A 21,021-nucleotide genomic window follows, 5' to 3' on the forward strand; every position below is an offset into this window, starting at 1 on the left:
CCTCTCGGGCGCTCAGACGCCGAGAATCCGTTCGGCGTTCCTGTGGAACACCTTCGACATGACGTCGTCCGAGTACCCGAGCTCGTCCCATTCCCGGAACAGCCGGTCGAACGGGATGCTGGGGTGATCGGTCCCGAACATGATCTTGTCCTGCAGACGGGACCGGATGTCGACCTTCAGCTGCGGGGGAAGTATTTCGGCGCCCAGCCGGACAGCTCCCAGAACACGTTGCCCTTGTGCAGTGCGACGGCGGTCATCTCCTCGACCCACGGCCAGCCCGGGTGGGAGGCGATGATCGTGAGCTCCGGCAGATCGGCCGCGAGGTGATCGAGCGCGATGGGATGCGCGTCGTCGATCCGGGAGCCCAGACCGCCCGGAAGACCAGCGCCCATGCCGGTGGTGCCGACGTCGATCATCGCGACCAGGTTGAGGTCGCGCATGAGCTCGAAGACGGGGCGCAGCTCGACCGAATCGACCCGGTACCGGCCCATGATTGGGTGGAAATGGAGCCCCAGCACCCGATCCTCCCGCGCGGTGCGCTCGATCTCCGCAAGGGCCGCGTCGCCCTTGAAGGGATCGACGGCCGCCCACGCGCCGACGAACACGTCGGGGTGGCGGTCGCGCATGGCGGCCACCTCGTGGTTGGGGAAGGCCGGCGAGTGCTCATGGATGCTCTCGATGTCGAAGGCCACAAGGAGTGCCTGCATGCCGGCGGCCCGGATGTCATCGACGACATCCTGCTCCGGTCTGCCGTCCCACGGCTTGTTCCAGTACTCGGCGAGGGCCGCGGCGAACGGCCCCTGGGAGCGCACCCACTCGGGCGTGCCCGGGTAGCAGTGCAAGTCAAGTTTTCTCATCGCACTCATCCTACCTACTAAGGTAACAAGCATGAAAGAAGTGGGGCTGATCGCCGTCACGCGATCGGCGGAGGGCGTGGTCACTGTCACGCTCTCCAGTCCCCGGAATCGCAACGCGCTGACTCCCGAGCTGCTCGGCGGAATTCGGGCCGGGCTGGCCGACGCGGCGCGGACCGGCCGTCTCGTGGTGCTCGCCGCGGAGGGGCCGGCCTTCTGCGCCGGCCTCGACCTCACAGAGCGCGATCCGGGCCGGCTGCGGCGCGCTCTCGAGGAGCTCGTCGGTGTCCAGGCGGACATCCTCGCCTCGCCGGTCCCGGTCATCGCACGAGTGCACGGCGTCGTGCGAGCCGGCGGTCTCGGGCTCGTCGCCGCGGCCGACTTCGCCGTGGCGGCTGACCACATCGACTTCGCCTTCCCCGAGGCCCGCCTCGGCGTCGCCCCCGTCGTCATCTCCGCGACGGTGTTGCGGAGGCTCACGTCGCGTGACGCGGCGACCCTCTTCCTCACCGGCGACGCCGTGACCGCGGCGCGTGCCGTCGAGCTCGGCCTGATCACGCACGCGGTCCCCGCCGAGGAGCTCGATCACACGGTGGCGGGACTCGCGGAGTCGCTCCTGCGGAACGACCCGCAGGGGCTTCGCGAGTCGAAGGCCGTGCTCAACGCCTCGGCTCTCGCGGCGCTCGAGCGCGACGCCGCCAAGCTCGTCGACACGTCGCTGCGCCTGTTCGAGTCTCCCGAGGCACGGGCCGCCATCGACCGCGCCCGGCGTCGCTGAGCGAGCGGTCATTCCCGCTCCGGAAGCTGGAGCATCGACGGCAGGACCGCGGGATCGTCGCCGGCCGGGATCGGCCGCCGCAGTCGGAAGATCGCTGCCACGCCCGAGGCCGCGGCGAGGCACACCACGCCCGCCACCACCAGGGCAGCGCGAGCACCGGCCCCGTCCACGATGCCTCCCAGCACGAGGGCGCCCACCGGGGAACCGGCCATCCAGGCCGCCATGTAGACGCCCATGACGCGACCGCGCAGCGCCGAATCCGTCCGCACCTGCACCGCCGCGTTGCAGGTGGCAAGAGCCGCGATCATGCCGAACCCCAGGACGGGCATCACGAAGGCGAACGCGACGAAGGTCGGCATCGCCGATGCGGCACAGAGGAGACGCCGATCAGCGCGATGGCTCCCAGCAGGAGACCGATGCGCGGCTGACGCCGGCTCGCGACGAACAGGGCACCGACCACCGACCCGACCGCCACTATGGACGTGAGGAGACCGAATGCGCCGGCATCGACGTCGAAGACCGTGGTCGCCATCGAGATGACGAGGAGGTTCATCGCTGCTCCGACGCACCCCAGCACGAGGAAGACGAGCACCACCAGGATGCGGATGTCCCGGTGCCGGGCGACGTAGGAGATCCCGCTCAGCATCGACCGCAGTCCCGCCTCGGGCTTCTGGCGCTCACCGACGGACTCGAGGCGCATGAGGGTCAGGGCGCCGAGCATCGCGGCAAAGGACAGTCCGTTGACGAGGAAGATCCAGCCGGGCCCCACCTGCCCGATCAGGACCCCGGCGATCGCCGGGCCGATGAGCCGTGCGAGGTTGAAGGTGGCGCCGCCGAGGGCGATCCCGTTGCTCAAGCCGCTCGGGGGCAGCAGGTCGACGACGAACGTCTGACGCGCTGGCGCGTCGAACGCCTGCGCGGCGCCCAGCGCCGTCGCCAGGACGCAGACGTGCCAGTACTGGGCGACGCCGGTCAGCACGAGCACACCCAGGAGAACGGCCATCAGCGCCATCCACACCTGCGTGACCGCGAGCACCCGCCGTCGCGAGAACCGGTCGGTGACATATCCGGAGACCGGCAGCAGGACGAGCTGCGGCACGGTCTGCAGCGCGATGACCAGGGCGAGCGCGCTGGCGTCCTCGTCGGTGAGGATCGTGAGCACCGTCCAGTCCTGCGCTGTGATCTGCATCCACGTCCCGATGCTCGAGAGCAGCAGGCCGACGATCCACAGCCGGAAATCGCGATGGGCGAGCGCGCGGAAGGTGCCCTTCACCACGACGGGCGAGGACGCCGTGCTCACGTCCGGTCCCCGGATCCGGGAACTCGCGGGTCGACGTCCCCTGCGGCGCTCACCCCGCGACCGACATGACCTTGCGATCGTCGTTCTGGCTGGGCGTCGGCAGGTACGAGATCCGCAGCCACTGGCGGTAGTGGACCTCGTGCTCGCCCGCGGGCAGCCCGCCGGGGTGGTCGACGATCAGCGTCGCGGCCTCGTTGAACCCCCAGCGGTCGTCGAGCACGTCCCCCAGCGAGTCCGCCGGATAGTCGTGGCCGTGCACCTGGAAGGTGATGCTCTCCTTGGGCACCGCCTCGCCGTCGACCTCGAGGTCGAAGTCGACCATCGAGAGGCCGAGCCCCCGGTAGTAGCCGATGCGGGTGTCGATGGCGTAGCCGGTCGGGTTCCCGTCCCCGACGTTGCGCAGCGAGCCGTCCACGATGATGTAGCGATCGAACATGGTGATCTCCTTTGTGCGCGGCTCAGTCGGCTTCGCCGAGGAGGGTGACGAACATGGCGTGCTGGCGGCGGACCTGCTCCACGCTGTCCACCGGCTCGACGTCCTGGATGTGACGGTTGCCCTCGTACTCGCTCGAGAGGTACCCGTCGTACCCGTTGTCGATGAGCACGGGGATGATCTCGTCGTACGGGATCGAGTACTCGTGCGTGTCGTCGACCATCTCGTAGAACTTGGCCTGGATGTGGAACAGGTAGGGCATGTGCGGGATGAGGGTCGATGGTTCGACCCAGTTGTAGCCGGCGGCCGTGGTGGCGAGAGCCATGTCGACCGGGTTCCCTCCGCGCCAGGCGATCTCCCTGGTCAGGGTGTGCATGTCGGTCGGATGGTCGTTGTAGACCTTGATGATGTGATCGACCAGCTTCGGGGTGGCTCCGTCGCGGAGGGCCCGGTCGGAGACGACGCGAGGGAAGATCTTCACGAAGGTGCCCATGTCGGGGAGCAGCCCGAGCGCCGGGCTGTTCACGCGATGGATGATCTCGAGGAACTGCTGGACCCACCGGTGGTCGTAGCGCATGGGGGCGTGGATCTCGAGAGCGAGCTTGATCCCCTTCTCCTCGGCGTAGGGCGCAGCGTGCTCGTACACCTCCGGCGGGGTGTTGATGATGACGCGGATGACCTTCGTCCCGAGCCGCGCCGCGAGATCGATGTCTCGGTGGACCGACTCGACCCCCTCCTCCAGCGTCATGAGCCGGTCGGCTCGCCGCTTGAGGTCGATGAACATGTCGTACGCGGTCGGCACGGTGCCGTACTTCGCGTGCAGGGCGAACCACTGCTCGACCTGCTCATCCGTGAGGTTCGGGAAGTTGTCGAATGTCTGCTCGGGGATGATCTCGATCCCGTTGGCACCGAAGGACGCCGAGGCGGCGATGGCCGACTCGAGGTCCAGCTTCCCGAGGAAGACCTCCTCCTGATAGGAGTACAGGCTCACCCCTCGCTTGATGTTGTGACTCAACCCTTCATACCTCCAGCAAATCCTTGGATGAACTTCTTCTGCGCGAACAGGTAGAACGCGAGGATCGGGATCATCGAGATGATGACGACCGTGAACACGAGGTTCCACGCCGTGACGTTCTCGCCGACGAAGCTGTAGACCATCACCGGCAACGTCGTCGACTTCGATCCGCTCAGGAAGATGAGCGCGTTGAAGAAGTCGTTCCAGACGATGAGCCCCGTGAGGATGGCGACGGTCCCGGTGGCGGGCGACAGGAGCGGGAACACGATCCGCAGGAAGATGCTGATCTTGCTCGCTCCGTCGATGGCTGCGGCCTCCTCGTAGTCCCTCGGCAGCGCTCGGGCGAAGCCCGTGTAGAGGAAGACGGTCAGGGGCATGAGCAACCCGGTGTAGAGGATGATCATGCCGATGTGGGTGCCGAGCAGCCCCAGCACGCGGAGTGCGACGTAGACGGGGATGATGGCGAGCTGGAACGGCAGGATGATGCCGACCACGAAGCTCACGTAGGCGGCGCCACCGAGTCGGCCCGGCCGCCGCGAGATGACGTAGGCGGCGATCGAGCCGAACACGATGAGCATCACCACGCTGCCGACGGTGATGATCACGCTGTTCATCAGCCCGGAGAGGACGTTGTTCCTTCCCTCGCCGGAGAGCACGGTCGCGAAGTTCTCGAGAGTCGGCGAGGAAGGCAGCGCGACCGGCGAGGACACCACCGACTCCTTGGTGTCCTTCAGCGCCATCACGACGAGCAGGTAGAAGGGGAAGAGGATGACGACGGTGACGAGGACGAGCACGACCTCGCGCACCAGAGTCGCCGGCGTGTAGCGGTTGAACATCAGCTCTTCCTCTCTCGGCCGCTCGTGAGGCCCATCTGGATGAGGGAGATGACGATGATCAGCACGGTCAGCACGAGCGACAGCGCTGCCCCGTAGCCGAACTGCCCGTAGGCGAAGGTCTGCTTGTAGACCTGCGTGGCCAGCGTCTCCGTCGCGTTGAACGGGCCGCCTCCCGTCAGCGCCATGACCTGGTCGAACACGCGGAGGCCCTGGATGAGCATGAGGGTCGACGCGATGACGAACGACGGCCGGATGAGCGGGAAGACGACGTGCCGGAAACGCTGGAACACGTTCGCGCCGTCGATCGCGGCCGCTTCCTCGAGCTCCTGCGGAACGCCCGCCAGACCCGCGAGGTAGATCACCATGACGAGGCCCGTGCTCTGCCACACCATGACGATGAGGATCGTCCAGATGGAGCTGACAGGGTCCGCCAGCCAGGTCCTCTGCCACGACTCGAGCCCGACGCTGCCGAGGAACGAGTTGAGCGGGCCCTGGGGCTGGTAGATGAACCGCCAGATGTAGGAGACGGCGAGCGGGCTCAGCACCGTCGGCATGAAGATGACCACACGGAGGAAGTAGCGCAGCTTGACGCCGCGGTTCAGGGCGAGCGCCAGGAGCAGACCGAACACGTTGGTGCCGATGAGAAACCCGAAGGCCAGGAAGAGGGTGTTCAGGATGGCGCCGCGGCCGAGGTCCCCGGAGAAGATCTTCGCGAAGTTGTCGAAGCCGACGAACTGGAAGGCGCCGATGCCCTTCCAGTTCGTGAAGGCGAAGGTGCCTCCCACGGCGACCGCCACGTAGTGGACGAGGATGGATACGACGAGTGCCGGGATCGCCCACCACCAGGATGCGAACAGCTTGCTGCCGCGGTCGGGCGCCGATGCCGGCCTTTTCACCCTGGCTGTCGCCGGGGCGGCTGAAGAGATTGCCACGTTGCGTATCTCCCTCTAGGGGTGAGCGGCACCGGCGGGAGACCCGCCGGTGCCGCGGTTGGTGGTGGTCAGCCGGCTGCCTGGTCCCAGGCGGCGTCCATCGCCTTGAGAACCGACTCGACGTCCGTCTGGCCGGTGAGGAGACCCTGGACGCCCGTTCCGAGCGTGTTGTAGATCTCGGGGCTCGGCCACTGCAGGTTACCGAGCGGCTGGTAGTTCTCGTCGCTGAAGTAGTCGGAGATGAACTGGTACTGATCGGGGAGCTCCGCTCCGGCTCCTGCCCGGATGGACAGGTTGCCGCTCACCTCGGCGAGCGCGTCGGCGTGCTCGGGCTCAGCGAGCCAGGCCAGGAATGCGAGGCCGGCCTTCTGCTTCGCCTTGTCGGACGACGCGTTGAGCGCGAGCATGTTGCTCGGCGAGGCGAAGAGGTACTTCTCGCCCTTGTCGCCGGGGAACGCGGTCGAGACGTACTCGTTGTCCGGGTTGACGCGGCGGAGGTCGCCGATCTGCCCGCCGGGTGCGAACCCGCCGACGGCGGTGCCGGCCGCGATGGCGGGGACGTTGTCCGCGATGACGCCGGCCTCGGCGCCCTGCTGGAAGCAGCCCTCCTTGTACATCTTGACGATCAGCTCGAGGGACTCGGTCCAGCCCTTGGTGTCCGCGAAGGTGACGTCGCCCTTCAGGCGCTTCTCATTCCAGTCCGGGTCCTCGGAGTAGACGCGCGTCGCCGCCAGCTGCAGCGTCGTGAGCCCGTTGTTCGGAACCGTGGAGCCCGCGAGACGCAGGAGGGACTTGCCCGCCTTCTGCGCGACGCCGCACGCGTCCAGAACGTCGTCGACCGACTTGAACGGCAGGTCGATGCCGAGCTCCTTGGCGACCGTCAGGTTGTAGTTGTTGGTGACCGGCACGAAGTCGTACGGCTGCGTCCAGATCTTGCCGTCGAACTCACCGAGGAACCGTGACTGGTCGGTGTAGAGGTCCTTCGCGACCGTCTTGCTCAGGTCGACGAGGTACCCCGCCTCCGCGAGGGGAAGGGCCGAGTGCGGGTTGCCCTGGCCGCCCGTGACATAGAACACATCCGGCGCATTGCCGCCCTGGAGCTGTGTGCGCAGCACCTCGCCGTACTGCTCGTTGGGCACCGGCTCGACGTCGAAGGTGACGTCGGGGTTCTCCTTCGAGTACTGCTGAGCGAGGACCGCGACGGGCGCCTCGGCCGAGCCGGCCTCCACCGAAAGCCGGAGGGTGACCGGGCCGGAGGGGTTTCGGAACCGGCGGGTTCCTCCGGAGTGGCGGACGAGCAGCCGCCGAGGGCGAGCCCGAGCACGGTTGCCGCGCCGAGGGCGACGCCGAGCCGACGTCGGTGGTTGAACTGGATGGGCATCGTTGACCTTCTGTGATTGTTAGGAGTTACTCGGGTAGGTACCCTTAGGGGCAACAGTAACGCGACCTTCCCCGGATGGGAAGTCGTCAGACGGGTGGGTCACGCAGCCGTGAGGCGGCGCTCGGTCTCGAAGGCGAAGTCCATGGGCGAGCCGTCCGGCTTCGTCGGTCCAGGGATGAGGAGGTCCACGTGCACACCAACGGCCACCGACGCCCCCCGCGCCGATGCGTCGAGCACGACCTCGGCCCGGCGCTGGATGCCCCAGTAGCCGGGATCGTCCTGCAGCGCCCCGAGGTCTCTGCCGTCGACCGAGACCACCTCCACCGGCCTCCCGTCGAGGGTCACGCGAACGTCGGCCACCCCGGCCCATGGGAGCGCCCGGTACCACGGGAGACCCACGACAAGGGTGACCTGACGCTCGTCAGCTCGAAGACTGTCCGGCCGGAGTACGTACGCCTGGGTGCTCATGCCGTGAACCTAGGCACCCGCAGGAATGAAGTCAAACAAGGATCCGGACCGACGGAAGGACGACCGCGATGACGAACCGCACCGACGAGACGCGGTGGGCGACCACGCTCTACTCGTTCACCAACGAGCTCATGAGCGGATCGGCGACCCCCGACGAGCTCGTCGGGGAGGTGGTGGAGAGCGGGGTCGCGACCGCCGTCGAGGTCGACGGGGCGCAGCATTTCCCCACCTTCCCGGACATCTCGGCCGATGATGCGGCGCGGACCCGTGACGCGTACGCGCTCGCCGGCGCGACCCCCACGATGCTCGGAATCTATGCCGACATCCGGATCGATCGCCGCGGTCCCCGGTCACCGGACGAGCAGCGCGAGTTCGTCCTCCGGCAGCTGGAGGCCGCGGCCACGGTCGGCTTCTTCGGCGCTCGGGTCGGGCTGGGTGCTCTCGCGCCGGATCTCGTCGTCTCGCTGGTTCCCGACCTGGAGCGGCTCGGGGTGCGCCTGCTCGAAGAGGTGCAGGGCGGAGCTCGCCCCGACTCCCCCGCCATCGATCGCCACCGCGAGCTGCGGAGTCGCCTCGGCACCGACGCGCTCGGCTTCGTCTTCGACTCGAGCCTCGTCATGGCCGGCTTTCCCGTCACCTGGCGGGAAAGCCTTCTCGCCTCCGGCGCCACCGACCGGCTTCTGGACGCGACGGAGGAGCTCTGGCGCGAAGGCGGCAAGGACGCGTGGTCCCGCGTTCGGGAGCTCGCCGAACCCCACGCGCTGTCATCTGCGGCGCTGCGCCGGCTGGAGATGCCGTTCCGTCGTTTCGGCTGCTCGTCAGTGGGCGAGTGGGCTGAGTTCCTCGCGGAGACGGACTCCGTGCACCTCAAGTACTGGGATCTCGAGGACGACGACGAGCGGGTCAGCGCTCCGACACGAGCGATCCGGAAGACGCTCGCTTCGGCCGGCTACACCGGATACATCTGCAGCGAGTGGGGCGGTCACGACTGGCTCGAGGCGGACACCAACTCGGCGTTCGACATGACCCGGCGGCACCGCGATCTGTTCGACCCCTGTGCGCCCGTGGTCGAGGAGCACCCAGCGGGGTGAAGGCTCGTCGAGGATCGGCAGTGACAGCTGGATTCAATCCTCGTCGAGGATGCTGTCGGGCTGGATGTCGATCTTCGCGCCCGTCAGCTTCGCCGCGAGGCGGGCGTTCTGGCCCTCCTTGCCGATCGCCAGCGACAGCTGGTAGTCGGGCACGAGGGCGCGGACGGCCTTGATGCTCTGGTCGATCACGAACGCGCTCGACACCTTCGCGGGCGACAGCGCGCTCGCGACGAAGGTGGGCAGGTCGTCCGAGTAGTCGACGATGTCGATCTTCTCGCCCCCAGCTCCGCGCTGACCGCGCGCACGCGCTGGCCGAGCTCGCCGATGCAGGCGCCCTTGGCGTTCACGCCCGGCTCCGTGGCGCGGACCGCGATCTTCGTGCGGTGTCCGGCCTCGCGAGCGAGGGACACGATCTCGACGACGCCGCTGGCGATCTCCGGCACCTCGAGCGCGAACAGCTTGCGGACGAGAGACGGGTGCGTGCGCGACACCGTGATCGACGGGCCCTTCGTGCCCTTCGCGACGCTCGTCACGTAGACGCGGATGCGCTCGCCGTGCGGGTACGTCTCCCCCGGCACCTGCTCCTCCGGCGGCAGGATCGCCTCGACCGTGCCGAGGTCCACGTGGACCATCCGCGGGTTCGGCCCCTGCTGGATGACGCCGGCGACGATGTCGCCCTCGCGGCCCCGGAACTCGCCGAGGATCTTGTCGTCGCCGATGTCGCGGAGGCGCTGGTTGATGACCTGCTTGGCGGCGAAGGCGGCGATGCGGCCGAAGTCGCTCGGGCTGTCCTCGGCCTCGCCGACGACGGCACCCTCCTCGTCGAGCTCCGGCACGTACACGGACACGTGACCGGACTTCCGGTCGATGTGCACGCGGGCGGGCGCCGGCTCGGTGCTCCCGTGCTTCGGCTCGGGCTTCCCGGTGTGCTTCAGGTAGGCGGTGAGGATCGCCTGTTCGATGATCGCGACGAGCTCCTCGAACGGGATCTCGCGCTCGCGCTCCATGAGGCGCAGCACGCTGAGGTCGATATCCACGGGCCGGTCTCCACTATTCGCGATTGAGGCAGCCCGCATTCCGCGGGTGCCCCTCTACGCTAGCCGATCCTCACGAGCACTGTCCGGCGACCGCCTCCTGTGCGCTCCGTCAGCGCCGGCGTCGAAGTGGCGGCTCAGGAGCGCACGACCGCCAGGAGCGTCGCAGCCGCGTCGGCGACCGGCAGCGCCGTCCGCTCGCCCGTGCGCCGATCCCACAGCTCCACCTGTCCGTCGACGAGGCCCTTGCCGACGATGAGGATGGTGGGCACGCCGAGCAGCTCGGCGTCGCCGAACTTCACGCCCGGCGACACCTTCGGGCGGTCGTCGTAGAGCACCTCGACACCGGTGCTCTCGAGCTCCGCGGCAATCGCCTCGGCGGCCGTGTACACGGTCTCGTCCTTGCCCGTGGCGACGATGTGCACGTCGAACGGAGCGATCTCCCGGGGCCAGATGAGGCCGCGCTCGTCCGAGTTGGCCTCCGCGACGAGGGCGAGGTTGCGCGTGACGCCGATGCCGTAGGAGCCCATGGTGACGGTGACGAGCTTCCCGTTGGGGTCGAGCACCTGCAGGCCGAGGGCCTCGGCGTACTTGCGGCCCAGCTGGAACACGTGGCCGATCTCGGTGCCGCGGTCGAGCGAGACAGGGCCCGAGCCGTCCGGCGCCGGATCCCCCTCGCGCACCTCGGCGACCTCGGCGGTGCCGTCGGCCACGAAGTCCCGGCCGGCGACGAGACCGAGCACATGCTTCTGGTCCTCGTTCGCCCCGGTGATCCACGGGGTCCCGTCGACGACGCGCGGGTCGACGAGGTACCGGATGTTGGTCGCCGAATCGAGGCCGAGGACCTGCCCGATGGGCGACCAGGGGCCGATGTAGCCCTTGACCAGAAGCGGGTGGCGGTCGAAGTCCGCCTCGGTGGCGGCCTCGACCTCCGCGGGCTGGAACGCGACCTCGGCACGCTTGAGGTCGACATCGCGGTCGCCGGGCAGGCCGGCGACGACGAGCTCGCGCGTGCCGTCGAGGTGGGTGAGCGCGAGCACGACGTTCTTCAGCGTGTCCGCGGCCGTCCAGAGGCGGTCGTCGCGGGGCTGCTCCGCGTTCGCCAGGTCGACGAGGGTGGCGATCGTGGGCGTGTTCGGGGAGTCGAAGATCCGCGCGTCGGGCCGGCCGTCGATGGGCAGCGCGTCCGGGGCGAGGGTCGTGAACGCCTCCACGTTGGCGGTGTACCCGCCGGCCGAGCGGACGAAGGTGTCCTCCCCGATGGGGGTCGGGTGCAGGAACTCCTCGCTCTTCGACCCGCCCATCGCGCCGGCGTCCGCGGCGACGATGACGTACTCGAGTCCCAGGCGCCGGAAGATCCGCTCGTAGGCGGCCCGCTGGGCGGAGTAGCTCGCGTCGAGTCCCTCGTCCGACCAGTCGAAGGAGTAGGCGTCCTTCATGCTGAACTCGCGACCGCGGAGGAGTCCTGCCCGGGGCCGGGCCTCATCCCGGTACTTGTCCTGGATCTGGTAGATCGTGAGCGGCAGATCCTTGTAGGACGAGTAGAGGTCCTTCACGAGCAGCGTGAAGACCTCCTCGTGCGTCGGGGCGAGCAGGTAGTCGGCGCCCTTGCGGTCCTTCAGGCGGAAGATGCCGTCGCCGTACTCCTCCCAGCGCCCGGTCGCCTCGTAGGGCTCGCGCGGGAGCAGGCCGGGGAACAGCACCTCCTGGGCGCCGACGGAGTCCATCTCCTCGCGGATGACGCGCTCCACCTTGCTGCGCACGCGGAGGCCCAGCGGCAGCCAGGCGAAGATCCCCGGGGCCTGGCGGCGGATGTACCCCGCACGCACGAGGAGCCGGTGGCTCGTCACCTCGGCGTCGGCGGGGTCCTCGCGCAGCGTGCGGACGAAGAGCTGGGACAGGCGGGTAGGCACCCGACAAATCTAGCGACCGCCCGGATGCGCCCGGTTCCGGGTGGATCCCGCTGCACGGGCCGATGCGGGCATTCCGGGCCGAAGCGGCGGCCCGCTTTGCCCGATCCGGCCCGGAATGGCGCCCGCAGATCAGGCGGTGATGACCTCGGGCTTGCCGAGCGCCGCGTCCGGGCCCATCTCGTCCGCGAGGCGGTTGGCCTCGGCGATGAGGGTCGCGACGATCTCGCTCTCCGGCACGGTCTTGATGACCTCCCCTTGACGAAGATCTGGCCCTTCCCGTTTCCGGACGCGACCCCGAGGTCGGCCTCGCGGGCCTCCCCGGGCCGTTGACGACGCAGCCCATCACCGCGACGCGGAGCGGCACGCTCATGCCCTCGAGTCCGTCGGTGACGGCGTTCGCCAGCGAGTAGACGTCGACCTGGGCGCGGCCGCAGCTCGGGCAGGAGACGATCTCGAGCTTGCGCTCGCGCAGGTTGAGGGACTGCAGGATCTGCAGGCCGACCTTGACCTCCTCGACGGGAGGCGCGGAGAGGGAGACGCGGATCGTGTCGCCGATGCCCTCGGCGAGCAGGATGCCGAAGGCCGTCGCGCTCTTGATCGTGCCCTGGAAGGCCGGGCCCGCCTCGGTCACGCCGAGGTGCAGCGGCCAGTCGCCCCGCTCGGCGAGGAGGCGATACGCCTTCACCATGATGATGGGGTCGTTGTGCTTGACCGAGATCTTGAAGTCGTGGAAGTCGTGCTCCTCGAAGAGGCTCGCCTCCCAGACGGCGCTCTCGGCGAGCGCCTCCGGTGTGGCCTTGCCGTACTTCTGCAGGAGGCGGGGGTCCAGCGAGCCGGCGTTGACGCCGATGCGGAGGCTGACGCCCGCATCCTTCGCCGCCTTCGCGATGGCGCCGACCTGGTCGTCGAACTTGCGGATGTTGCCCGGGTTGACGCGGACCGCCGCGCAGCCCGCGTCGATCGCCTGGAACACGTACTTCGGCTGGAAGTGGATGTCCGCGATGACCGGGATCTGGCTCTTCTTGGCGATGATGTGCAGCACGTCGGCGTCGTCCTGGCTGGGCACGGCGACCCGGACGATGTCGCAGCCCGATGCGGTGAGCTCGGCGATCTGCTGCAGCGTGCCGTTGATGTTGGTCGTCGCGGTCGTCGTCATCGACTGGACGCTGACCGGGGCGTCGCCGCCCACCAGCACCTTGCCGACGCGAATCTGGCGCGACTTCCTCCGGGGCGCGAGGACCTCCGGGACCGAGGGCATTCCGAGATTCACTGCAGGCACGGCGAAAGCCTACGCCGAGGCGGCTGAGGGACGGGCGGGAGCGGCCGCCCGTCGCGCTCGGGCCACTCGCGGGAAGTCCCGCCTCCCGGGGCGGGAAGCGGGACTCCTCGGCGACCCGTCGCGTCAGGAGCGCGGCGGCGCCTCCCGGTTGGCCCGGAGCACCTCGAGGCGGGCCCGGTACTCGACCTCGTCGATGTCGCCGTTCGCGAAGCGCTCGGCGAGAGTCGCCTCAGCCGAGCGGGATCCGCCGCCGGCGTGCGGGCCGCCGTAGCCCCAGCCCGGACCGCCCGCCCAGCCCCGGCGGAACCGGCGGCCGACGAAGGTGAAGAGCAGGACGAAGAAGAGGATCCAGAACAGCGGGATGAGCAGGAACCACCAGCCGAAGCCGGGGCCCCAGCCCCAGTGGGCCGCCGTGGTGGCTGCGGTGGCGAGAGCGGACGTGAACATGGAGAACTCCTTCAGAGCGGGCATCGCCGGGTTCGGCGTGCATTCACCCTCCTCGCCGGGCCGCGGAACCGAATCGGCTGGCAGGAGCAACTCCCGCTACGCCGGAAGGAGCAGTTCCGGCGCGAGCAGGCCTCCGGTCAGCGCCAGCCCGGCTTCACGAGCCCCGTCTCGTAGGCGAGCACGACCAGCTGGACGCGATCGCGGCAGTCGAGCTTGGTGAGGATGCGGGACACGTGCGTCTTGGCGGTGAGCGGGCTCAGGTAGAGCCGGGCGCCGATCTCCTCGTTGGTGAGGCCCTCGGCGACCAGGCGCAGCACCTCCACCTCGCGCTCGGTCAGTGCGGCGAGCGCGGCGGAGTCCGGAGCCTCCCGAGCGCCGGCCGCGACGCGCGCGAGCAGCCGCTTGGTGACGCCCGGGGAGAGCAGGGCGTCGCCCTCGGCAGCGACCCGGACCGCGCGCAGAAGCTCGACCGGTTCCGCGTCCTTGACCAGGAAGCCGCTCGCGCCTGCGCGGATCGCCTCGGTCACGTACTCGTCGAGCTCGAACGTCGTCACCACCACGATGTGCACGCCGGCGAGCGCGGGGCGCGCCACGATCTGCCGTGTCGCCTCGAGGCCGTCGCCGTCCGGCATCCGGATGTCCATGAGCACGACGTCCGGAACGGTGCGCGCGGCGAGCTCCACCGTTGCCCGTCCTGTCGCCGCCTCGCCCACGACCTCGATCCCCTCCTCGGCCTCGAGGAGCGCGCGGAAGCCGGCGCGGATGAGCTGCTGGTCATCGGCGAGGAGGACGCGGATCATCGGGCACCCGCCAGCGGCAGTCGCGCCTCGACCTCGAAGCCGCCCCCGCCTGCCGGTCCGGCCCGCAGCGTTCCGCCGAGCAGCTCGGCCCGCTCCTTCATGCCGAGAAGGCCGCTGCCCTCCCCGCCCGCGGTCCCGTGGCCGTCGTCGCGCACCGTCACCGTCACGGTGTCCTCCTCCTCGATCACCCGGACGCTCGCCCGCGCGGCGCGGGCATGCCGCACCACGTTGGTGAGGGCCTCCTGCACGATCCGGTAGACCGCGAACTGCAGCGCCGACGGCACCCCGTCGCCCGTCTGGACCGTCACGTCGACCGCGACCCCGGACGCTCGCGCGGTCTCCGCGAGCTCGGGCAGGCGGTCGAGCCCCGGCTCGGGCCGGAGCGGGACGTCGCCGTCGGAACGCAGGACTCCGATCACCGAGCGGACCTCGTCAAGCGCACCCGTGCTCGCCGAGCGGATGGCCACAAGTGCCGCCCGCGCACGCTCGGGGTCCGAATCCATGAGATGGAGGCCGACGCCCGCCTGCACCGCGATGGAGGACAGGGAGTGTGCGAGGACGTCGTGCAGCTCGCGGGCGATGCGCACACGCTCGGTCTGCTCTGCGCTCTGCCGGCGCTGCTCCGCGGCCCGCGTCCAGGCCAGCCGCCGCTCGCGCCGGGTGCGGGCGAACTCGCCGACGCCGAGTGCCGCGAGCAGGAGCAGGGAGGCTCCGATCAGACGCGGCGGGGACCAGGCGGATGCGCCCAGCGCGCTGGCCGTGACCACTGCGAGCCACGCGGCGGCGACGCTGATCAGTGCCCAGCGCTGCGCGCCGCGAGCGACCGCACCGGCGACCGCGAACACGAGGGCGAGCGGCGGCGGGCCGAACATAGTGGCGCTCTCCAGCAGGGAGCCCCCTGCTGTGATGGCGGCGATGGCCGCGACCACGGGACCAGGCGCGCGTCTGGCTCCGAGGAGCAGCAGGGGTCCGGCGGCCGCCAGCAGGACGGTCAGTGCCCCGAGCAGCGGACGGCCGGAGTGCGACGCCTGGAAGGCGGCGAAGGGCACCTGGACGACGAGCGCGACGAGAGCGGGCACGACGAGCCGCGCGGTGGGGCTGATGGGCGGCCCGGCCCAGGGGCCCGGGTGGGCCGGGTACGGCATGGGCCGATGCTAGCGGCGGGTAGGGTGCCGGCGAATCGCCCTGCAGTGGTGCGCGCCGCTACTCCTGCGGGAGTAGGCGGCGTCCTAGGCGCCTAGCTGCTCTTCGGCGAAAGCGCTTCCGGGTCCGGCCATCGTGCTGCGCCCGGCTCGGGAGCTTCTCAGTACGCCTCGAAGCACGATGGACTGCGTCGCCGTGACAATCGCCTCAGAGATGGCGACGGCCAGGGCAGCCCCTGCAGCCCCCAGTGGAGGAACCAGCAGCAGCATGGCGGGCACCGCGACCACTGCGCCGAGGACCGCGCTGAGGGCTACCGCCCGGTCCCTCTCGAGGGCGAGGAGCGCAACCATCCCTGTTCCGCGCGAGATCGCGGACATCCCAACCGATACCGCGATTCCCCCAATCAGCAGGTCGTTCAGCGCCACGCGTCCGGACGTGAGCACGGAAGCGATCCAGTGCCCGGACACGAACAGCGCAACGGCGAGCACAATTGCCGTGAGGACCGAAGCCAGGACGGTGGCTCGGATTCGCCGCCCGATCTCACCCGGAGCGGCCGAGGGCACCCAGCTCTGCAGCCACTGATACATCGGGGTTACCGCGACAAGGCTGAATCGTGCGATGCGGTCGGCAATCGCGTAGGCGGGGATCGCCGAGGGCGCCAAGAGCGCAAGAACGAGGGTGGGCAGGGCCAAGTACACAGTCGACGTCGCCACCGTGAGACCGGCGAACGCCTGCGCTCGCACGTCCGCGAGCATCCCCTTGATGTCGACTCGCCTCGCCTCAGCGGGATAACGACGTGTGAGTGTGCGCAAGGACGCAAGAACTCCCGCCGCCGCGAAGAGCACCTGAATCACGACGAAGGCCGCAAGAACTCCGGTCAGCACGAGGAGGACAACCCCGACAATTGCGCCGAGAGCGCGAGGCGTCGCATCCATGAGCAGTAGGGCTCCCGAGCGCCGCTCTCCAATGAAGAACCAACTGAACCCCAGACCCGGGACAAGTACAGCAAGGCAGCTGCCTGCACTGACGACGGGGTCCCCAGGCGCGAGCCATAGCGTGGCGGCGAGAGAGAGTCCACCTACGAGGGGCAGCACCAGGAGCCTGGCCGCGAGCGAGTGGCGCACGATCTCTGCTCGGCCGACCGCACCGGCGACCGCCACCAGAGTCGGTCCGTTGAAGCCCCAGCCCAGTGCGAGGATCACAGCGCCGATCGACCCCGCGGACTGACCCACCGCGACTCCCGCCCACGCACCCGGCCCGCTGATGGCGATGATGACGGGGATGACCGCTACCGCGGTAAGCGAGTTGAGGAGAACGTTGGCCGAGAATCCGCTGAGCAGAGAAGCGAGTTTGCGGACCCTCGCTCGCCTCGTCATGGTGGCCTCTCTGGCGCGACGGCAGCCAGCGCATCGATTCGGGCATGAATCGCGGGAATCCCGAGCAACACCGCGACACTCGCGGGCGATTCGCCCCTATTATCCCTGCCTGCTTTCCAATTGAACATGCATATTTCGTTCGAATCCTCAACTCCCACCCCTTCTGGGGTGGAGTTTGGAAGCGAGAGCTCCGGTGCCGGGGCAGTGCGCGTTGGCAGCAGAAATGGCTCACCCAGTCTTCGCTAGGCCCGAACGCGCTCGGGATCGCAGCACCCCTAGGCGACGGGGACTCCATGTCGGCTCCCGGGCCTTGGTCAGGCCGGTCGGTGAGACCCGTCAAGTGAACTAGGGGCGCGCTCGGGGCCGAACTACAACAACGAAATTGGAGCCTGGATTAGAGAGTAAGAATTTGGTGGTGATGACGCAACGAATTGGCGCACTGGTTCCAACTGCTAACTGAGGGCCGCTTCACGTCGAATCACGAATGCCCGTGTGCCCTATTCAGGCGCTATACGTTTCCACCCGGCGAAGATAAAATCCGAGAACGGCGCTTGGCCGCGAGGATGGTTCTGCCGCCAGCACTCGCGGACCCGGCACCCACCAGCGGCCTCAGCCCTCGGCCGCACCCGATGGTTCTGAGGAGATCGACTTGCGGGAATACCGCGCCCGACGCGCGTCGGACGACTCCTGGCGGGTCGACGCCTTCCGTCATGGAACCAGTTCTCCGGCGCGCTACGCCTTCTCCTGGTCGGCGCTGTGAGCACCTACTCGGCCGTCGTGCTCTACTACCGCCACGGCCCGGCCGTTGCCGAGACGCTGAGGCACCTCCTCGCTCAGACGCTGCCGCCCACCGAGGTGGTCGTGGTCGACAACTGTTCCAGCGACGGCGTTCTCGACGCCCTCGCGAGCGAATTCCCCTCTCTGCAGATCCTCACGCTTCCCGAGAATGAGGGCTATGGCGGAGGAATGAATCGTGGACGGGAAGCTCTGACGCGGCCCGTCGAGTGGACGCTGTACCTCACGCACGAGGTCAGGCTCGCACCCGACTGCGTGGAGGAGCTCATCGCCGCGGGCGAGGCCTGCTCCCCCGCGGCGGGACAGGTCGGACCGCGCCTCTACCGGTCGGGCTCCGGTGCCCTCTGGTCGACCGGAGGCCGGATCACCGCGACGGGGTCTGCCCGCCATCGCCTGCGGGCGGCCGAGGACGGCCGTGCCGCTTGGCTGGACGGCGCCTGCGTGCTCGTCTCCGAAGAGGTCCGGCGCCAGGTCGGCGGGTGGTCGGAGCGCTTCTTCCTGTACTGGGAGGACGTGGAGTACTCGCTGCGGATCGGCGAATCCCGCCCGGTGATCTGCGCGAACCTGGCGTCCGCCGAGCAGGACACCGGGATGACGCCCATCTACTACGGTGCGCGGAACCGCATCCTGCTGTGGCGCATGCGGAGGAGGCCGCTGCTCGTGTCCACGTCGCTCGTGCGCCTGCTCGCCGTCGTCGTACTCCGCGACTGGCTGTGGAACCGCGACTACCGATCCGCGCACGTGCGCGCCGTCGGTCTCCGTCACGGCTTCAGCGAGGCGCTCGCGAAAGGTCTCGGACAGGTTCGGGAACGAGGGTCGCGATGACGTCGTTCCTGATCGTGAACCCTTTGCCGCTGGCCCTGCATCACTACGTCCGGGCGCTCAGCGACACTCTGTCGACGGCCGGGCACACCGTCGAGGTGCTGCCCATGGGGTCGACGGGCGCAGAGGGCACGCGCGGACTGCGCCGAATCGCCGCGGCGGCGGGCACCCTGCTCGCGCGGGCGCTGCTGGCGCGCGGCGGACGAAGCCCCATCCTGATCGTGTGGCCGCTGTTCGGGTACTGGGACATCCTGACCTGGCTGCCTGCGAGCCTCCGCCGTCAGGTGATCGTCATCCTGCACGACATCACACCCCTCCGATCCCTCCACGGCTACGGCCGGGCCGCGCACCGCGTGTTCGGCCTCGTAGCGAAGCACCACCCCCGCATCACCGTGGTCTGTCACACGCGGGAGGCGGCCGCGGAGCTGCACCGCCTCACCGGGGTCTCCGCAGAGGTCGCGTCGCACCCCGTCATCGCGAGCACCGAGAACGACTCGGAGGCGGCGAGAGAACCCGTCATCCGCGTGCTCGGCCAGTTCAAGGCCGCGCGCTGGCTGCATCCGCTCGAGGCGATCGCGTCGGGCGTCGGCCAGGGCGACCACAACGCCACTTTGGAGATCAAGGGCCGAGGATGGCCGTCCGTCTCCGGCTGGACGGTCGATGACCGATTCCTCACCGAGAGCCAGTTCGAGGAGGCGATCGCGTCGGCATCGTGCGTGGTGCTCCCCTACACGCGGTTCTACCAGAGCGGCGTCGCCGTCCGCTGCCTGGAACTCGGCACACCCGTGGTGGCCCAGGGAACGGAGCAGATCCGGGCGCTGTTCGGCGACGACTGGCCCGGAATCGTCCGTGACGAGCACGACTGGATGGCTGCCGCCGCCCGTGCTCTCGACGTGCCCCGCGCAGAGGTCCTGCACCTGCGGGATGCCGAGCTCGAGCGCTGCGTCGCCGAGTGGCGGCGGACGCTGGCGAGGCACTGACCCATGCACCCTCGACACCAGACCTGGGAGCCCCAGGGAACACTTCCCAGCGCGTCAGCGCGCTGGGTCGGCGACGCCGCGCCGTGGATCGTGCGCGCGCCCCGCGATGTCGTCCTCATGGCCGCCGGCGCCGCCGCCGCCTACCGGGACCTGCAGTTCGGCAGCATCCACGTCTTCACCGTCCTGTGCGCCGGGCTCCTGCTCATCCGCAGCCACCGACGGCTCGGGAAGCCACTCGGCACAGCTCTCTCGCTGCTCTGGGCGGTGGCGATGCTCGGCGGGGCGGCTGTCGCAGGCCAGTACGCGACCAACGCCGCGATCTGGCTGCAGTTCGCCGCCCTTGCGCTGTCCGCGGTCGCACTGTACCTCTCGCTCGAGGAGGAGAAAGCACGCGCGTGCTCTTCGGCTTCGTCCTCGGCGTATCCCTCTCTAGCGTGATCGCGCTGCTGCAGCAGGCGGGCGTTCTGACCGGCCAGCTCTTCTCGGACTCGAGCGGCCTGCTTCGGCCCGTCGGACTCGTGGACGAGCCGGACTGGGTGGGCGCCTTCGCCGGACTCGCGATACTCGCGTCGGCTCAGCTCCGGCTTCCGCGCGGCGCGCTGACGGCCGTCCTGCTGATCAACGGCGGGGCACTGTTCTTCTCCTTCGCCCGCGCAGCGTGGCTGGGGCTCGGGGTGGTCGTCGCAATCATCGCCGTCGAGGCGCTGCTCCGGGGCCGCACTCGGATGGTGCGCGCCGCCCTGGTCGCACTGCCGATCGTCGCCATCGCCTGGCTCGCCTTGATCACCGCCATCCCCGGCATCGGGACCGTGGCGGGCACCCGCCTCGCGAGCATCTTCTCGGAGGAGCACCGCGACCTCAACGCCGTCTACCGCGGTCAGCAGCTCGCCAAGCTGAATGAGCTCGCGGCAAGCGCGCCCTGGTACGGCTACGGTCTGGGGGCGAGCGGGAGGGTCTCCCCGATCGGGCACTTCGACAGCTCCGCCGGCGCCGCGTCCAGCGTCTCCAGCAGCTGGATCCTGGGCCTCCTCGTTGATGCGAAGCTGCTGGCCCTGCCGCTCATCGCCGTCCTGATCGTCCTCGCCCTTCTGGCGATTCGAGACATCGGCGGGCGCATGGTGATATTCGCCCTCATCAACAGCCTCTTCTCCAACCTGCTCCTCTCCCCCGTCCTGTGGCTCGCCATCGCTCTGTGCCTGCTGGCCCGCTCGCGGAGCGGACGAGGGAGCGATCCGGCTCCCCTTCCTTCCGGAATGCAGCCGCACGTCGGCCATCGCGGGGTCCTCTCGTGAGCGTCGCGCGCCACGGGGCGCCACAGTCTCTTCCGCACGCGCCGGTGGAGGC

General features: G+C 69.3%; 21 protein-coding genes and 2 pseudogenes. 6 read left to right on the forward strand and 17 right to left on the reverse strand.

Going from position 1 to position 21,021, the window contains the following annotated elements; genetic code table 11:
- Nucleotides 1–12: 12 nt before the first annotated feature.
- On the reverse strand, nucleotides 13–270 hold the full coding sequence (locus QUE51_RS00155; protein WP_286277589.1) for an amidohydrolase family protein: 258 nt from the start codon (nucleotides 268–270) through the stop codon (nucleotides 13–15).
- Nucleotides 177–857, reverse strand: coding sequence for an amidohydrolase family protein (locus tag QUE51_RS00160; RefSeq protein ID WP_286277590.1), 681 nt, complete (start codon nucleotides 855–857; stop codon nucleotides 177–179). The genes QUE51_RS00155 and QUE51_RS00160 overlap by 94 nt, the downstream gene beginning before the upstream one ends.
- A 31-nt stretch (nucleotides 858–888) precedes the next feature.
- Here QUE51_RS00160 and QUE51_RS00165 point away from each other — a divergent pair, with 31 nt between their 5' ends.
- Nucleotides 889–1,632 (forward strand): enoyl-CoA hydratase-related protein, encoded by a 744-nt coding sequence (locus tag QUE51_RS00165; RefSeq protein WP_286277591.1) that lies wholly within the window; start codon nucleotides 889–891, stop codon nucleotides 1,630–1,632.
- 8 nt (nucleotides 1,633–1,640) lie between these two features.
- Here the strand turns inward: QUE51_RS00165 and QUE51_RS00170 are convergent, their stop codons facing one another.
- From QUE51_RS00170 to QUE51_RS00205, 8 genes are all read right to left on the reverse strand, one after another.
- Entirely contained in the window at nucleotides 1,641–1,991 is a 351-nt protein-coding gene (locus QUE51_RS00170) for an MFS transporter (RefSeq protein WP_286277621.1), read from the reverse strand.
- Complete coding sequence (locus QUE51_RS00175; RefSeq protein ID WP_286277622.1) at nucleotides 1,961–2,932, reverse strand: MFS transporter; 972 nt, start codon at nucleotides 2,930–2,932, stop codon at nucleotides 1,961–1,963. Before QUE51_RS00175 ends, QUE51_RS00170 begins: the two co-directional genes overlap by 31 nt.
- Nucleotides 2,933–2,981: 49 nt before the next feature.
- On the reverse strand, nucleotides 2,982–3,368 hold the full coding sequence (locus QUE51_RS00180) for a C-glycoside deglycosidase beta subunit domain-containing protein (RefSeq protein WP_286277593.1): 387 nt from the start codon (nucleotides 3,366–3,368) through the stop codon (nucleotides 2,982–2,984).
- 22 nt (nucleotides 3,369–3,390) lie between these two features.
- Complete coding sequence (locus QUE51_RS00185; RefSeq protein WP_286277594.1) at nucleotides 3,391–4,356, reverse strand: sugar phosphate isomerase/epimerase family protein; 966 nt, start codon at nucleotides 4,354–4,356, stop codon at nucleotides 3,391–3,393.
- Between the two features lie 20 nt (nucleotides 4,357–4,376).
- Nucleotides 4,377–5,216, reverse strand: coding sequence for a carbohydrate ABC transporter permease (locus QUE51_RS00190; RefSeq protein WP_286277624.1), 840 nt, complete (start codon nucleotides 5,214–5,216; stop codon nucleotides 4,377–4,379).
- The gene (locus tag QUE51_RS00195) at nucleotides 5,216–6,148 is read right to left on the reverse strand and encodes a carbohydrate ABC transporter permease (protein WP_286277597.1); all 933 of its coding nucleotides are present in this window, start codon (nucleotides 6,146–6,148) and stop codon (nucleotides 5,216–5,218) included. The genes QUE51_RS00190 and QUE51_RS00195 overlap by 1 nt, the downstream gene beginning before the upstream one ends.
- 68 nt (nucleotides 6,149–6,216) lie before the next feature.
- Nucleotides 6,217–7,377 carry an ABC transporter substrate-binding protein gene (locus QUE51_RS00200; RefSeq protein ID WP_286277626.1) on the reverse strand — a complete coding sequence of 387 codons (1,161 nt, stop codon included), beginning with the start codon at nucleotides 7,375–7,377 and terminating at the stop codon, nucleotides 6,217–6,219.
- A gap of 251 nt (nucleotides 7,378–7,628) precedes the next feature.
- A complete protein-coding gene (locus QUE51_RS00205; protein ID WP_286277627.1) occupies nucleotides 7,629–7,997 on the reverse strand; it encodes a hypothetical protein in 369 nt (122 codons plus the stop codon).
- 68 nt (nucleotides 7,998–8,065) lie between these two features.
- Here QUE51_RS00205 and QUE51_RS00210 point away from each other — a divergent pair, with 68 nt between their 5' ends.
- Entirely contained in the window at nucleotides 8,066–9,088 is a 1,023-nt protein-coding gene (locus QUE51_RS00210) for a hypothetical protein (RefSeq protein ID WP_286277600.1), read from the forward strand.
- Nucleotides 9,089–9,121: 33 nt separating this feature from the next.
- On the opposite strand, the pseudogene nusA reads toward QUE51_RS00210, so the two are convergent.
- From nusA to QUE51_RS00245, 7 genes and pseudogenes are all read right to left on the reverse strand, one after another.
- Nucleotides 9,122–10,125: pseudogene (gene nusA / locus QUE51_RS00215) on the reverse strand (transcription termination factor NusA).
- Nucleotides 10,126–10,259: 134 nt separating this feature from the next.
- Complete coding sequence (locus QUE51_RS00220) at nucleotides 10,260–12,035, reverse strand: proline--tRNA ligase (RefSeq protein ID WP_286277628.1); 1,776 nt, start codon at nucleotides 12,033–12,035, stop codon at nucleotides 10,260–10,262.
- A 129-nt stretch (nucleotides 12,036–12,164) separates the two neighbouring features.
- A pseudogene (gene ispG, locus QUE51_RS00225) lies at nucleotides 12,165–13,314 on the reverse strand (flavodoxin-dependent (E)-4-hydroxy-3-methylbut-2-enyl-diphosphate synthase).
- Nucleotides 13,315–13,437: 123 nt separating this feature from the next.
- Nucleotides 13,438–13,761: an SHOCT domain-containing protein gene (locus QUE51_RS00230; RefSeq protein WP_286277601.1), complete on the reverse strand. Its 324-nt coding sequence runs from the start codon at nucleotides 13,759–13,761 to the stop codon at nucleotides 13,438–13,440.
- 137 nt (nucleotides 13,762–13,898) lie between these two features.
- Entirely contained in the window at nucleotides 13,899–14,561 is a 663-nt protein-coding gene (locus QUE51_RS00235) for a response regulator (protein ID WP_286277602.1), read from the reverse strand.
- On the reverse strand, nucleotides 14,558–15,706 hold the full coding sequence (locus tag QUE51_RS00240) for a sensor histidine kinase (protein ID WP_286277604.1): 1,149 nt from the start codon (nucleotides 15,704–15,706) through the stop codon (nucleotides 14,558–14,560). Before QUE51_RS00240 ends, QUE51_RS00235 begins: the two co-directional genes overlap by 4 nt.
- Before the next feature lie 84 nt (nucleotides 15,707–15,790).
- The gene (locus QUE51_RS00245) at nucleotides 15,791–17,080 is read right to left on the reverse strand and encodes a polysaccharide biosynthesis C-terminal domain-containing protein (protein WP_286277606.1); all 1,290 of its coding nucleotides are present in this window, start codon (nucleotides 17,078–17,080) and stop codon (nucleotides 15,791–15,793) included.
- A 756-nt stretch (nucleotides 17,081–17,836) separates the two neighbouring features.
- Here QUE51_RS00245 and QUE51_RS00250 point away from each other — a divergent pair.
- From QUE51_RS00250 to QUE51_RS00265, 4 genes are read left to right on the forward strand one after another with little or no spacing between them, the layout of a single operon-like run.
- The gene (locus QUE51_RS00250; protein WP_286277629.1) at nucleotides 17,837–18,700 is read left to right on the forward strand and encodes a glycosyltransferase; all 864 of its coding nucleotides are present in this window, start codon (nucleotides 17,837–17,839) and stop codon (nucleotides 18,698–18,700) included.
- The gene (locus QUE51_RS00255; RefSeq protein ID WP_286277610.1) at nucleotides 18,697–19,677 is read left to right on the forward strand and encodes a glycosyltransferase family protein; all 981 of its coding nucleotides are present in this window, start codon (nucleotides 18,697–18,699) and stop codon (nucleotides 19,675–19,677) included. The genes QUE51_RS00250 and QUE51_RS00255 overlap by 4 nt, the downstream gene beginning before the upstream one ends.
- Before the next feature lie 3 nt (nucleotides 19,678–19,680).
- Nucleotides 19,681–20,115: a hypothetical protein gene (locus QUE51_RS00260; protein ID WP_286277630.1), complete on the forward strand. Its 435-nt coding sequence runs from the start codon at nucleotides 19,681–19,683 to the stop codon at nucleotides 20,113–20,115.
- Nucleotides 20,073–20,969 carry an O-antigen ligase family protein gene (locus tag QUE51_RS00265; protein ID WP_286277631.1) on the forward strand — a complete coding sequence of 299 codons (897 nt, stop codon included), beginning with the start codon at nucleotides 20,073–20,075 and terminating at the stop codon, nucleotides 20,967–20,969. Before QUE51_RS00260 ends, QUE51_RS00265 begins: the two co-directional genes overlap by 43 nt.
- The last annotated feature ends 52 nt before the right edge of the window (nucleotides 20,970–21,021 follow it).

Source organism: Naasia aerilata, assembly GCF_030296595.1.
Classification (GTDB): domain Bacteria; phylum Actinomycetota; class Actinomycetes; order Actinomycetales; family Microbacteriaceae; genus Naasia; species Naasia aerilata.

Bases quoted from the DNA above. Each gene is read 5' to 3' on its own strand.
- QUE51_RS00190 (WP_286277624.1), bottom strand. From the start codon at position 5,216: ATGTTCAACCGCTACACGCCGGCGACTCTGGTGCGCGAGGTCGTGCTC.
- QUE51_RS00205 (WP_286277627.1), bottom strand. From the start codon at position 7,997: ATGAGCACCCAGGCGTACGTACTCCGGCCGGACAGTCTTCGAGCTGAC.
- QUE51_RS00160 (WP_286277590.1), bottom strand. From the start codon at position 857: ATGAGAAAACTTGACTTGCACTGCTACCCGGGCACGCCCGAGTGGGTG.
- QUE51_RS00255 (WP_286277610.1), top strand. From the start codon at position 18,697: ATGACGTCGTTCCTGATCGTGAACCCTTTGCCGCTGGCCCTGCATCAC.
- QUE51_RS00210 (WP_286277600.1), top strand. From the start codon at position 8,066: ATGACGAACCGCACCGACGAGACGCGGTGGGCGACCACGCTCTACTCG.
- QUE51_RS00235 (WP_286277602.1), bottom strand. From the start codon at position 14,561: ATGATCCGCGTCCTCCTCGCCGATGACCAGCAGCTCATCCGCGCCGGC.
- QUE51_RS00240 (WP_286277604.1), bottom strand. From the start codon at position 15,706: ATGCCGTACCCGGCCCACCCGGGCCCCTGGGCCGGGCCGCCCATCAGC.
- QUE51_RS00180 (WP_286277593.1), bottom strand. From the start codon at position 3,368: ATGTTCGATCGCTACATCATCGTGGACGGCTCGCTGCGCAACGTCGGG.
- QUE51_RS00230 (WP_286277601.1), bottom strand. From the start codon at position 13,761: ATGTTCACGTCCGCTCTCGCCACCGCAGCCACCACGGCGGCCCACTGG.
- QUE51_RS00170 (WP_286277621.1), bottom strand. From the start codon at position 1,991: ATGCCGACCTTCGTCGCGTTCGCCTTCGTGATGCCCGTCCTGGGGTTC.
- QUE51_RS00245 (WP_286277606.1), bottom strand. From the start codon at position 17,080: ATGACGAGGCGAGCGAGGGTCCGCAAACTCGCTTCTCTGCTCAGCGGA.
- QUE51_RS00165 (WP_286277591.1), top strand. From the start codon at position 889: ATGAAAGAAGTGGGGCTGATCGCCGTCACGCGATCGGCGGAGGGCGTG.
- QUE51_RS00260 (WP_286277630.1), top strand. From the start codon at position 19,681: ATGCACCCTCGACACCAGACCTGGGAGCCCCAGGGAACACTTCCCAGC.